Here is a 13,689-nt window from a genome sequence, read left to right on the forward strand (position 1 = left end):
TACATAATGTAATACAATTAAATATTTTTAGGGGGATTATTTGTAATGGAAAAGATATTTGTTAATCAGGTAGGCTTTTTGCCTGAAGGGGCGAAGAAGGCTGTCTTGAATTTTGATGCGCCAGAATTCAGACTTGTGGATGAGTCCGGAAAGTCAGTATTTGAAGGCAAGACAAGTCATTTTGGTACTGATGAGATTTCAGGTGAGGACACTTTTGTAGCGGATTTTAGTGGCTTCAGCGGACAGGGCAAGTTCAAGGTGGAGGCAGATTCTGTGGCAAGTGCCACATTTGCCATTGGTGACAGCGTCTATGACAAGCTGATGCACGATATTTGCAAGTGCTTCTATTATCTTCGCTGTGGAGATGCTCTCGATAAGAAATATGCTGGGGAATATTATCACGAGCCTTGTCATCTTTCAAAAGCTACAGTTTATGGGGAGGATGTGGAGCCCGTTGATGTAACAGGTGGCTGGCATGATGCAGGTGATTATGGTCGTTATTCTACAGCTGGTGCAGTGGCAGTAGCTCATCTTTTATATGGTGTGCGTTTCTTCAAGAATCTTCTCGATGTAAAGTTTGATATTCCTGAGGAGAAGTGCGATAAGGGCACATTGCCAAACATCCTTGCAGAGGTAAAGGTGGAGTTGGATTTCCTTATGAAGATGCAGCGTGAGAACGGCAGCGTTTGGCACAAGGTTACCACATTTAGTCATGCCCCATTTATCATGCCTGAGGAGGACAAGTCAGAGCTTTTCCTATTCAGCGTTTCATCTCTTGCAACTGCTGATATTGCTGCAGTATTTGCACTGGCTTATACAATATATAAGGATTATGATAAGGCTTATGCCGATTTGTTGATGGAGCGAGCATTAAAAGCTTATGCATGGCTTGAGGCAAATCCACAGGCTACATTATTCAAAAATGCCGAAGGCTCTAACACTGGCGAGTATCCTGAAAACGAGGACAACTCTAACAGATTCTGGGCTGCAGCAGCATTATTTGAAGCTACCGGAGAAAAGAAATATTATGATGAGGCTATGAAGCAGAAGCCACTTATCGAAGCATATGATAAGAGCGATGCTTTCAAGGAGTACACAGGAAACGTGTTCACATGCCTTGGATGGGGTGATGTGGCAGGTCTTGGCGCATTATCACTCATTCTTAAGAATGATGGCAGCGAGCTTTGCACATTTGCAAAGGAGTGCTTCGCAGGTGAGGCAGATAGACTTTGCAAGAATGCTAAGACAAACGGCTTTGGCTTATGCATGCTGAAGGAGAATTTCATCTGGGGAAGTAACATGGAGCTTTTGAAGTACCTTATGGTGCTAACCACTGCAAATGTTATTAATCCACAGGAGAGATTCGTAAATGCGATAACAGCTGGTCTGGATTACCTTCTTGGCTGCAACAGCATGGACGTAAGCTACGTTACAGGCAATGGCGAGAAGGCATACAAGAACCCACATCTTCGTCCAACAGCAGTAGATGACATTGAGGAGCCATGGCCAGGCCTTGTTTCTGGAGGTCCAAACACAGGTCTACAGGATGAGCAGGCTCAGAAGCTTCCAAAGGATACAGCACCAATGAAGTGCTACCTTGATCATGTGGACTGCTATTCTCTTAATGAGATTACCATCTACTGGAATTCACCACTTGTATTCGTGATGGCCGGACTATTAAAGTAATACTGATGATTCCATGAAAATAGTGGGAGCTTGCCTGATGGCAGGCTCCTTTTTTGGACAATTTTACTCGTGTTTTAGGGTGTAAAATGTGGACTAGATTTTTTATGGAAGGAATTAGTGTATGAATTATTCTGTAATAGCTCTTGATTTAGATGGCACACTTTTAAATAGCAAAAAGGAAATTAGTAAGCGAAATAAAGAAACAATTATGAAGGCAGCCAAGGCCGGAGCAAAGATTGTCCTCGCCTCTGGACGCCCAGTTCCTGGGGTTAAGAAAATTGCCCATGCACTTCGTTTGGAGGAAGTGGGAGGATACATTCTAGCCTACAATGGTGGCATGATTATCGATTGTAAGACTGGAGAGGTGATTCGTCGCGAGACAGTACCTACCGAGTTCTATCACACAATCGTTCAGATTGCCCACAAACATGGTGTTACACCACTTACATACGATGCAGAAGGAATCATCACTGACAATGCTGACCATGAGTACGTGCAGCTTGAAGCAAGAATCAACAACATCCCTGTAAAAGAGGTCTTCCATCTCAACGAGGTGGCTGCACAGGATCCACCTGTAAAGTTTTTAATGGTGGGAGAGCATAAGGTATTAAGACAGGCAGAGGCTGAGCTTAATGAAAAGTTAAAGGGTGAGGTAGAGGTGTTCTTCTCAGAGCCATTTTTCCTTGAGATTACACCAAGGGGAATCGAAAAGGCTTCTTCTTTGGAGCTTCTTTTGAATCGTATCGGTATGGAGCGAAAGCACCTCATGGCTTGTGGCGACGGTTTCAACGACATTCCTATGATGAGATATGCAGGTCTCGCTGTTGCCATGGAAAATGCCCAGGATGAGACAAAGGAATGGGCAGATTACGTTGCACCTTTAAATGATGAGGATGGCGTTGCAGTAGCAATAGAGAAATTTTGCTTAAGTTGACATCTCCTGAAAAGCGTGTTATAACTGTATTACTACAGTTAATACAGATGGTAAGGAGATTTTGAGATGAAAAAGAGATTTTTAATAATGATGATGACAATGGTAATGGGCTTATCCATGGTAGCTTGTGGAAAGAGCAATGATGATTTCTACAATTCAAACTGTGGATGCGGCGTAGATTACGATTGTGATGACGATGGTGTTGTAGAAACAGGTCTTAAGGCAGAAGATGCACATACTGAAACTACTATAGATAGCGATGTGTTTGATATTCATATTTCAGTAATGGATGATGGTGATACAGTACTTGACAGACTTACAGAAGAGTTTGGTGACCCTACAAACACAGAGGTTAATGACAACTATCACACAGATACATTTGATGATATTTCAGTTACATACTGTGAGGAAGATGGTAAGAAGGAGCTCATTGAATTTAAGGTTATGTCTGACAGATACAAGACTAGCAAGGGAATCACAATCGGCTCTACAGTAGATGATGTAAATGCAGCTTATGGTGAAGCCTTATGTGAATATGATGAGGGTGATGAGCACTATATGAATTACTTCTACGATGATGGCTTCAGCATCTACTTCACATGCGCTAACGGTGAAGTAATCACATACCAGATCGTAATGGGTAGAGGCTAAGAGAATATTATAATTCGGCAATTTTGCAGGAAAGTGACAAATTATAGTACCGGTCATAACTAAATTTAACAAATAAGACTATAATTATGTAAGCTTCGCTTGATAGACAGGCGGAGCTTATTTTTTTATAATAAAGGAAAATGTTAAAATATTTAACAAAGGTGGTAAAAATATGAGAAAGACATACTTAGATAATGTTCGTTGGATAACAGTAGTGCTAGTTGTCATATATCATGTTATTTACATATTCAACGGCGTAGTTGTACATGGAATCATCGGACCATTTAGTGAACATCAGCCACAGGATACATATCAGTATATCGTGTATCCATGGTTTATGTTTTTGCTTTTTGTGGTATCGGGCATGTCAGCTCGCTTCGAGCTGGGCAAACGAACAGAAAAAGAATTCATCAGAGTAAGGACAAGAAAACTTCTTGTGCCTTCCACAATCGGTCTTCTGGTCTTCGGCTGGGTTCTCGGCTATTACAACATGCTTATAAGCGGTGCATTTGATACTATGGGCAATGTACCAAAGCCGGTTCTTTTTCTGATAATGTCAGTCAGTGGATGTGGCGTTTTGTGGTACATCCAGATGCTTTGGATATTCAGCATGACTCTGTTATTGATTAGAAAGATTGAAAAGGACAGATTCTATAATATCTGTGGAAAGGCCAATCTTCTGATAGTCATGCTACTTGTCATCCCAGTATACGGAGCTGCCCAGATACTTAATACACCGATGATAGTGGTGTACAGATTTGGTATCTACGGACTGGGCTTTTTGATTGGCTATTTTGTACTGTCACATGATGTCGTGATGGATAGACTTGGCAATAACTGGCTGATATTAGGTGTTCTCGCAGTTGTATCCTGCGTAGCCTTTGTGATTTTATACATAGGTCAGCCTTATGCAGATCATGTTGTCTTAGATACAATCATGTGCAACGTTTACACATGGTTTGGAACTATTGGCATACTTGCCTTCATGAAAAAATGGGGCAATTTCGAGAATGCCTTCACTAAGTGGATGTGCAAAAAATCCTGGGGCTTATATGTATTCCATTATCTGATGATAGCAGTCAGTGGATGGTATCTGCATACATTATGTCCGGACCTTGCACCTGTTATCGTATACCTGCTGGTTGCAATAGCAGCATTTGCAGGTTCATACCTTCTGTATGAGATTATTAGTTGCATACCGTTCATAAGATGGTGTGTTTTAGGAATAAAAAAGTAGAAGAGATAATGAGTTTTGCAGATAACTCAGTTGTTGCCGGCGATGAATTCAAGGGTGGAGATATTCCTCGAATTATGGTAATATACTGTAGATTTAGACAAAATATTTAAAACATAAGAGATTTTTCATATAGAAGGAGATATATTACCATGAAACTCGGAATCGTAGGTTTACCAAACGTTGGTAAGTCAACCTTATTTAATTCACTTACAAAGGCAGGAGCACTTGCAGCAAACTATCCATTTGCTACAATCGACCCAAACGTTGGTGTCGTATCAGTTCCTGATAAGCGTCTTGATGTACTTACAAAGATGTACAACTCAAAGAAGACAGTTCCAGCTACAATCGAATTCGTTGATATTGCTGGTCTTGTAAAGGGTGCTTCAAAGGGTGAGGGACTTGGAAACCAGTTCCTTGCAAACATCCGTGAGGTAGATGCAATCGTTCACGTTGTACGTTGCTTCGAGGATGCTAATGTAGTTCACGTTGATGGAAGCATCGACTCACTTAGAGATATTGAGACTATCAACCTTGAGCTTCTTTTTGCAGATATGGAGGTTATGGAGCGTCGTTACTCTAAGACAGAGCGTTCAGCTCGTATGGATAAGACACTTCAGAAGGAAGCTGCTATGCAGAAGCGTCTTCTTGATCACATGGAAGCTGGCAACATGGCTAAGACTTTCGAGCTTAACGATGAGGATGAGGAGAACTACTTCAAGGAGTACAATCTTCTTACAGCAAAGCCAGTTATCTATGCTGCAAACGTTGAGGATGAGGATCTTGCAGATGATGGCGCAAACAATAAGAACGTACAGGCTGTTCGTGAGTACGCTGCCAAGGAAGGTTCTGAGGTATTCGTAATCTCAGCTCAGATTGAGCAGGAGATTTCAGAGCTTGAGTCAGAAGAAGAGAAGCAGGAGTTCCTTGAGGCTATGGGACTTTCAGAGTCAGGTCTTGACAAGCTCATCACTGCATCTTACAGACTTCTTGGACTTATCTCTTACCTTACATCAGGTGAGGATGAGACTCGTGCATGGACAATCAAGAAGGGAACAAAGGCTCCACAGGCTGCTGGAAAGATTCACACAGATTTCGAGCGCGGATTCATCAAGGCAGAGGTTATAAGCTATGATGATCTTATGGCAAACGGTTCTATGACAGCTGCTAAGGAAAAGGGTCTTGTACGTATGGAAGGTAAGGAATACGTTGTTGCTGATGGTGATATCATCAACTTCAGATTTAACGTATAAGCCGTATCGCTTCACACTTTTTTGAATATTATGTATTATTATGAGGATTATAGATAATCATTTATTTTCCTTCAAAGGAGGTACATATGAAGCTTACAAATATCAAAGATACGGAAGCATTTTTCAAGGTTATTGATAGCTGCACAGGCACAGTAGAGCTTGTTACAGGCGAAGGTGATAGATTAAATCTCAAGTCAAAGCTTTCACAGTTTGTTTCACTTGCAAATATCTTCAAGGCAGAGGAGAGCATCCCGGAGCTTGAAATTATTGCATATGAGCCAGATGATGCAAAGAAATTACTTGAATTTATGATTAATCAGTAATATAACATTTAAAAGATGAGGGGGTCACGTTTATAAGTGCCCCCTTCTTTAATGTAAATTTTTAATCAACTAAGGAGCGACATAAATGTTAGAGAATCTTATTTTTTGTTTGAATGCAACTGTACCAATTTTTCTTCTGATGGTTTTGGGAGGAGTGTTCAGAGCCACTGGGATTTTTAATGAAGACCTCACCAAGGGACTGAATAATTTCGTTTTCAAGATAGCTCTTCCAGTCCTTGTTTATAAGGAGCTTGCCACATCAGATGTGGAGGAGCTGTGGGACACAGGCTTCATTGTTTTTTGTTTTGTGGCTACCTTGATTTCTATTCTGATTGGCTGGGCCTTTTCATTTCTTGCTCACGATAAGCGCACCCGTACCGAGTTTATTCAGGGAACTTATCGAAGCAGTGCAGCACTCCTAGGAGTGGGAATTGCAGTAAATCTTTACGGCACAGCAGGCATGACGCCCCTTATGATCATTGGAGCAGTTCCTCTTTATAACGTGGCTGCTGTAATTATTCTTACTCTCGGCTCTAACGACGGTAAGCTTACACCGGCACTTTTAAAGAAGACTGCCATAGGAGTTATCAAGAATCCTATCATCATAGGAATCACACTGGGAATAATCCGTTCCTTTATTCCTGTTTCAATTTTACTTCCAAAGACACTAGATTCAGTTAGTGCACTTGCTACACCGCTTGGACTAATGGCTCTTGGAGCCAGCTTCCAGATGGGTGAAGCTATTAAGAAGTACAAGCCTACAATTGTGGCTACTTTCTTTAAGCTGATTGGTTTTTGTGCCCTTTGGTTGCCTGTTGCCATAGCCCTTGGCTACAGCCATGATAAGCTGGTGGCAGTCCTTATTATGACAGGTTCACCAACTACAGTTTCATCATTTGTCATGGCTAAAAGTATGGGGTATAATGGAAACGTTTCAGCAGGTATTGTAATGCTGACCACCATATTGTCAGCCTTCACACTTACAGTATGGCTTTATATTTTAAGGTCCATGGGACTTATTTAAAGGAGAATTTATTTTTATGAGAGCGTATGAGAGATTATTAAATTACGTAAAAATATACACCACTAGCGATGAAGACAGCACTACTGTGCCTTCTACAGCTCGTCAGTTTGACTTGGCTAAGCTTTTGGTAGAGGAGCTTAAAGGTCTTGGCGTTGCAGATGCACACGTAGATGACAAGTGCTATGTTTACGGCACTATCCCTGCAACAGCAGGCTATGAGGACAAGAAGGCTATCGGCTTTATTGCCCACATGGATACTGCACCAGATTTCACTGGTGAAAACGTTAATCCAGTTGTTGAAGAGAATTACGATGGTGAGGATGTAGTTCTTGGTACATCAGGCCGTGTGATCAAGGTCTCTGATTTCCCACATCTTAAGACATTAAAGGGTCGCACCCTTATTCATACAGATGGCACTACACTTCTTGGTGCAGATGATAAGTCAGGAATCGCAGAGATTATGACTTTTGTTGAGGAGATTCTTAGCAGCAATCAGCCTCACGGCAAGATTTGCATTGCCTTCACTCCAGACGAGGAGATTGGCGCTGGCGCAGATCATTTTGATGTAGAGGGCTTTGGTGCAGATTTCGCTTATACTGTAGACGGAGGCGAGGAAAACGCTGTTGAGTATGAGAACTTCAATGCAGCAGGTGCAGAGGTTAAGTTCAATGGTGTTAATATCCATCCAGGTGATGCAAAGGATATCATGGTTAATGCAGCACTTGTAGCAATGGAGTTCAATGCACTTCTTCCTCCTACAGAGGTTCCTTCACAGACAGAAGGATATCAGGGCTTCTTCCACCTTACAGATATGTCAGGTGATGTTGCAGAGGCTACACTTTCTTACATCATCCGTGACCACGATGAGGAGAAGTTTGCTTACAAGAAGAAGATTATGGAGCACGCAGCGAACATCATCAATCAGAAGTATGGTGAGGGCACTTGCGAGCTTACAGTTAAGGATCAGTACCAGAACATGCTTGAGATGATTAAGCCACATATGTTCTTAATAGATTATGCCTTTGATGCCTTAAAGGATGCAGGAGAGAATCCTAAGGCAGTTGCAATCAGAGGTGGCACAGACGGTGCACGCCTTTCATTTATGGGATTACCATGTCCAAACCTTGGAACAGGTGGATACAACTTCCACGGCCCAATGGAGCACATCACAGCCGAGGGTATGGATACCGTAGTTAAGGTTCTTCATGGAATCACTAAGCGCTTTGCGGAAAATTAAACTGGCGTAATTAGGGGGAAGATAAATGTCATCAGAGAAGAGAAAAGAAATATTTGTAGATATTTTGATGGATGCCTTGTCAGGCTTGTGTATTGGTATCGCATTGTATAATTTTGCGGCAGATGCAAAATTCCCATTGACAGGACTGACTGGTATCGCTATGATTTTCTATCAGTACTGGGGATGGAAAATCGGTATTGCCACCATTATCATGAACATTCCACTTATCGTGTGGGCATATAAGGTTTTAGGAAAGAAATTCTTGCTGAAATCTTTCAAGACTATGGCTGTAGGCACGGTTATGATGGATTTTGTGGCACCATTGGTGCCTAAGGTGGACATCGGCAATCTGTTTTTGAATGCCGTAGTAGTTGGCGTGTTTACAGGACTTGGTTATGCGCTGGTTTATATGCGCAATTCATCTACTGGTGGAGCTGATTTCATCATGATGATTATCAAGGCAAAGCATCCACATATGTCCCTTGGAAGAATTTTCTTCATCGTGGACACTGTAATTATTGTTATCGATACCATTGCATATGCTCATTCCTTTGAAGCACTTTGCTATGGTTTTGTAATAAGCTATATTGGTTCTCTTGTAGTTGATAAGGTAATGATTTCTGCCGATGCAGGTATGATGTGTATGATTGTTACCAACAAGGCTGAGGCCATCGCAGACGCTATCGATAAAGCTGTGGAGCGTGGCACCACAATTTTTACCGCAAAGGGCGGTTATAAGGGAGATGAGAGACAGGTGCTTATGTGTGCCTGCTCAGACAAGCAGATGTATCAGGTCAATCGCGTTGCAAAGAAGATTGATGTGGATGCATTTATTGTCATCATGGAATCTAAGGCCGTTTACGGCGAGGGGTTCAAGCGTTTTAAGGGTTAAAAGTAATAAGGAGTATTTATGTCAGAGAAAATTTGCGTTCTTGGCGTAGCAGGAGGTTCTGCTTCAGGCAAGACTACAATCATCAACAAATTACAGGATTTCTTTGGAGAGGATATTGCAGTAATCAGCCATGATGCTTATTACAAGGCTCATCCAGAGATGTCTTTTGAAGAGCGTAGCCAGCTTAACTACGATCACCCAGATTCATTCGAGTCAGATAGAATGGCTGAGGATGTTAGAAAGCTTATCAAGGGTTATGCCATCGATATGCCTGTTTATGACTATGTAAATCACAACCGTTCAGATGAGACTGTTCGTGTTGAGCCTAAGACTGTTATCGTTATGGAGGGTATTCTTATTCTTGAGAATAAGGAGCTCCGTGATTTAATGGATATTAAGATTTTTGTTGATACAGATGCTGATGAGCGTCTTATGCGTCGTATCCAGCGTGATATGATTGAGCGTGGTCGAAGCATCGAGTCAATCATCGAGCAGTATTCAAAGACAGTTAAGCCAATGCACGAAGAGTTCGTTGAGCCTTCAAAGAAGCATGCTGATATCATCATCCCACGTGGTGGTGAGAACGCAGCCGGCATTGAAATGCTTACTACATATATGACCAAGAAGTTACACGACGAGGAATAATCCTCATTTTGCTTGTGCAAAATGCTTTTTGCGCCACAGAGGTTTTTGTTTATTACAGCAAAAATCCCTGTGGCGTTTTTGTTTCCCTTTATTTAAGGAATACATCTATGATAAAATCGAATAGCAATAATTGATAATAATTTATCAATTTGCGATAGGAATTAAAGGGAGAAAAAATTAAAAATGGAAAAGAAGCCTATAGTGTTGGCTGTTGCTGGTAAAGGCGGAGTTGGTAAAACCTCTCTTGCGTCAGTAATGGTCAAGTTATTAGTGGAAGCTTATCCAGACAAGAAAATCTTAGCAATTGATGCGGACCCAGCTGTTGGTTTGTCCACAGCCCTTGGCGTGGAGCCAGAGCTTACTCTTGATGATATCAGGAAGGAAGCTGTGGAGGCAGCTGAGAATGGGGATGCCAAGGCTACTGTTGAGGTGCTTGGCGAAGCCAGATATCGCATTTTCGATGCTATGGTTGAGATGGATGGCTTTTCTTTTATTGCAATCGGACGTCCTGAAGCGGCAGGATGCTATTGCAAAATTAACACATATCTTAAAGAGGTCATCGCTCAGGTGGCCGACAATTTCGATTATATCGTTATAGACGGCGAGGCTGGTATCGAGCAGATTAATCGCCGTGTCATGGAAAAGGTTACACACCTTGTTCTTATTACCGATTCTAGTAAGAAGGGCTGTGGAGTAGTTAAGACAATCAAAGAAGTGGCAGACAACCTTGTAATGTACGACGAGATCGGAGTAGTAGTAAATCGTGTTCCATCCGAGGACGTTTTACAGTACATGGATTTGGGAGATATTCCACTTTTAGGTTGGATTCCAGCAGATGCCAATCTTACAGAACGTGATCTAAAAGGAGAATCCGTTTTCTACATTCCAAGCGAAGCACCAATCGTAGAGGGCTTACGTAGTTCGCTCAAAAAGATGGGTGTTTTATAAAATTTTTAAATGAGCATGTAGCTATCAAGCTCTTAGTGTTGCACAGCGAGACATGTTAGTCGAGCGGAGCAATATCTAAGGCTTGAGAGTGTAACATGCGGATTAGGGAGAATTGAATATATGAAGGATTTAAAGCATTTATACTACTTTGAAAACCTTCTAATGGACGCCGATAATGAGCTGGTTAGACAGGCCCAGGCTGAGGGCCGCGTCTGCGTTGGTTCAGTTTGTTATCAGATTCCAGAAGTGTTGATGAACTTAGGTAATGCTTTCACAGTAAGACTTCGTGCGCCTCGTACAGGTTCCATGGAAATGGGAACCTACTACCTGACCAGTCTTTTATGTGAATATTCCAGAGCATTGCTTGAGCGTGCCATCGAAGGCGGATACCAGTTTTTAGATTGCCTTATGGCACCAGATGGATGCACCATGATCAACCGTTGCGTTGAGAACATGGAGCTCCTTAAGATGAATGAAAAGGAGCATTTCTTCTACCAGTACCTTGAGGTTCCAATGAAGGCTGATGAAAATGGATTAAACCTCTATATTGGTCAGTGCAGAAGCAAAATCCTTGAGCCATTACATGAGAAGTTTGGTATCGACATTAGTGATGAGGCTCTTAGAAAGGCAGTAGAAGAACACAACAAAATCTGCCGTCTTATCACAGAGCTTGGAAACTTCCGTAAGGAAGAGAAGCCTCGTATTACAGGCTATGAGTTCCACATCATCACAATGTGTACTTATGTGTGCCCTCACGATTTACTTATCGAGAAATTAGAGGAGACACTTGAAGAGGTTAAGAATCGTCAGCCAGACGAGAAGTGGCCATTTAGAGCAAGAGTTGCTGTGGTTGGTTCTGAGATTGACGATATTGATATGATTAAGCTTGTTGAAGATTCAGGAGCTTATGTTTGCGCAGACAGATTCTGCTTTGGTTCATTGCCAGGACGACAGGAAATCATCCTTAACGATGAGGAGGATGTTCTCACACAGATTTGCCGTCAGTATATGATGAGCTGCATGTGTCCACGTCACATGGATACACCAAAGATGAATCGTAGACGCGAGTATGTAGATGAAATTGCCAAGGAATACAAAGCAGATGGAATCATCTACGAGCAAATGAAATTCTGCGACCCATGGGCATATGAGAGAATGGTTGGAAGCCATGTTTTACGCGACGAATACGGTTATCCAGTTCTTACAATTGACCGCCCGTACGCAGTAGGAAATTCCGGACAGTTACGCACCCGTGTACAGGCCTTCGTGGAGAGTATCGAAATCAAGAAAATCCAAGGAGGTAAGAAGTAATGGGAAAAGCAGTCGGCAGCTCACAGCTTGGAAAGCTTTATAGTGGTGATAAAAAGGTTTTCAAGCATCGTGAATGGAGAGGAATAAAAGATACTTGGTACGATTACACCAGATGGCTGGGAATTATGGCCATGCTTGGTAAATTTATGCTTCATCCAAAGAATGTAAAAGGATTCTTTAGATATCGTTGGATGCTCAATTATTTAGCTGTTCCAATGATGATTGATAAGCATTCAATGGGGCTTCGTGGCCCACAGCTTCGCATCTGTCGTGAGGAGTACGATTTAGTAGCTTCAGACGTTGCTAAGCTTCTTACAAAGATCTTTTCTATGGATCAGAATCTTGGCGCTAAGCCTGAGAAGTCAAAGCATGTAGTCCTTATGGATGAGAATGAGATGACCAACATCATGTGTGGTTTTCCAAATCTCGAGGGACTTAGCTGGGAGACAGCAAGCTGCTATGTTTGCGTGCTTCTTCAGGGAGATGCCATGACACATTATCTTGATGTAGTTCAGGAATGTGGTATGCCTGGTGATGTTTGCCCTATGCCAGCATCCGAGGCAGGTATTTGTATCGATGGAGATATGCCAATCTTTGGTAAGTGTGCCGTTCAGTGTAACACTACCTGTGATGGTTCCCTTATGGGAAATGGTGTTATTTCACGAGCTCTTGAGCGCAATGGAATTCCAGTTCATCAGCTTGCTACACCACTTCGTCACACAGAGCCAGGAGTTCAGGAGTATGCTGCTCAGGAGGTTAGAAATGCAATCGCCTTTATCGAGGAGCAGACAGGCGAGAAATTTGACTGGGATTACTACTTCGAGTGTGCTAAGCGCATCAACATCGGAGCACGTGAGTGCTCAGAATGGCTTGAGCTTTCAAAGACAGATTATCCTCAGGTAATTGGAAATAACATCCTTCTTTACCGTGAGACAGAATACATGGCAATCGCTGGTAAGGTTCCAGCCTTTGCAGAGCTTGATAAAAAGATTACAAAGATGGCTACAGAAGCCTACAAGAACAAGACAATGCTTGCTAAGGAATACCGCCACCGTGCAGTAATCTGGGGCGTTCAGTCACAGTTCTATACAGATTTTGTAGCATGGCTGTTAAATTGCTGGGGAATTCTTCCACTTTTTGATATGCTTACTATGGTTTCTCTTGATCCTATCTCAGAGGATGATAAGGAACAGGCATATTACGATATGGCTCACCAGTACGAGAACATGATTATGAGAAACCGTACTCATGGTGGTTACGAGGTTCTTCTTGATGATCTTTGGAGATACTGTGAGGAGTTCAATGCGGATATGGTAATCCTTTGGGAGCACATTGCATGCAAGGCTCTTGATGGTATGCACGGTATGTTCGAGCAACAGGCCAGAGAGCATGGCATTAAGCTTGTGTGGGTAAACCACGATCTTTACGATCCACGTGTTATCCCAAGAAAGAATCTTCGTCAGGATGTTAACCGCTATATGCGTAGCGTATTGCGTGAAGAACCGTTAGATCCTACATTAGAGGACTACGATGATACTAATTTATGGTAGG

Annotated in this window: 13 protein-coding genes; all 13 read left to right on the top strand. The window is 42.2% G+C overall.

Annotated elements, in window-relative coordinates; genetic code table 11:
• Positions 1-45: 45 nt before the first annotated feature.
• The 13 genes from BMZ41_RS04050 to BMZ41_RS04110 all read left to right on the top strand — a co-directional run bounded on the left by BMZ41_RS04050 (position 46) and on the right by BMZ41_RS04110 (position 13,688).
• Positions 46-1,686, top strand: coding sequence for a glycoside hydrolase family 9 protein (locus BMZ41_RS04050; RefSeq protein WP_090527075.1), 1,641 nt, complete (start codon positions 46-48; stop codon positions 1,684-1,686).
• A 121-nt stretch (positions 1,687-1,807) separates the two neighbouring features.
• On the top strand, positions 1,808-2,620 hold the full coding sequence (locus BMZ41_RS04055; protein ID WP_090527077.1) for a Cof-type HAD-IIB family hydrolase: 813 nt from the start codon (positions 1,808-1,810) through the stop codon (positions 2,618-2,620).
• A 66-nt stretch (positions 2,621-2,686) separates the two neighbouring features.
• On the top strand, positions 2,687-3,271 hold the full coding sequence (locus BMZ41_RS04060) for a hypothetical protein (protein ID WP_090527079.1): 585 nt from the start codon (positions 2,687-2,689) through the stop codon (positions 3,269-3,271).
• Between the two features lie 172 nt (positions 3,272-3,443).
• Positions 3,444-4,508, top strand: coding sequence for an acyltransferase family protein (locus BMZ41_RS04065; protein WP_090527081.1), 1,065 nt, complete (start codon positions 3,444-3,446; stop codon positions 4,506-4,508).
• A gap of 149 nt (positions 4,509-4,657) precedes the next feature.
• Positions 4,658-5,758 carry a redox-regulated ATPase YchF gene (gene ychF / locus BMZ41_RS04070; protein WP_072911057.1) on the top strand — a complete coding sequence of 367 codons (1,101 nt, stop codon included), beginning with the start codon at positions 4,658-4,660 and terminating at the stop codon, positions 5,756-5,758.
• A gap of 86 nt (positions 5,759-5,844) precedes the next feature.
• The gene (locus tag BMZ41_RS04075) at positions 5,845-6,081 is read left to right on the top strand and encodes a polya polymerase (protein ID WP_072911059.1); all 237 of its coding nucleotides are present in this window, start codon (positions 5,845-5,847) and stop codon (positions 6,079-6,081) included.
• A gap of 85 nt (positions 6,082-6,166) precedes the next feature.
• Positions 6,167-7,105, top strand: a complete 939-nt coding sequence (locus tag BMZ41_RS04080; protein WP_090168983.1) for an AEC family transporter — start codon at positions 6,167-6,169, stop codon at positions 7,103-7,105.
• A gap of 16 nt (positions 7,106-7,121) precedes the next feature.
• Entirely contained in the window at positions 7,122-8,342 is a 1,221-nt protein-coding gene (gene pepT, locus BMZ41_RS04085; protein ID WP_090527083.1) for a peptidase T, read from the top strand.
• 25 nt (positions 8,343-8,367) lie between these two features.
• Positions 8,368-9,234 (top strand): YitT family protein, encoded by an 867-nt coding sequence (locus BMZ41_RS04090; RefSeq protein WP_090527085.1) that lies wholly within the window; start codon positions 8,368-8,370, stop codon positions 9,232-9,234.
• A gap of 18 nt (positions 9,235-9,252) precedes the next feature.
• Positions 9,253-9,879 carry a uridine kinase gene (gene udk, locus BMZ41_RS04095; RefSeq protein ID WP_090168978.1) on the top strand — a complete coding sequence of 209 codons (627 nt, stop codon included), beginning with the start codon at positions 9,253-9,255 and terminating at the stop codon, positions 9,877-9,879.
• Positions 9,880-10,062: 183 nt separating this feature from the next.
• Positions 10,063-10,827, top strand: a complete 765-nt coding sequence (locus BMZ41_RS04100) for an ATP-binding protein (protein WP_090168976.1) — start codon at positions 10,063-10,065, stop codon at positions 10,825-10,827.
• Positions 10,828-10,947: 120 nt separating this feature from the next.
• Positions 10,948-12,138, top strand: a complete 1,191-nt coding sequence (locus tag BMZ41_RS04105) for a 2-hydroxyacyl-CoA dehydratase family protein (protein WP_090527088.1) — start codon at positions 10,948-10,950, stop codon at positions 12,136-12,138.
• Positions 12,138-13,688 carry a 2-hydroxyacyl-CoA dehydratase family protein gene (locus BMZ41_RS04110; RefSeq protein ID WP_090168972.1) on the top strand — a complete coding sequence of 517 codons (1,551 nt, stop codon included), beginning with the start codon at positions 12,138-12,140 and terminating at the stop codon, positions 13,686-13,688. The genes BMZ41_RS04105 and BMZ41_RS04110 overlap by 1 nt, the downstream gene beginning before the upstream one ends.
• The last annotated feature ends 1 nt before the right edge of the window (position 13,689 follow it).

This window comes from Pseudobutyrivibrio sp. UC1225, from assembly GCF_900115215.1.
Lineage (GTDB): Bacteria > Bacillota > Clostridia > Lachnospirales > Lachnospiraceae > Pseudobutyrivibrio.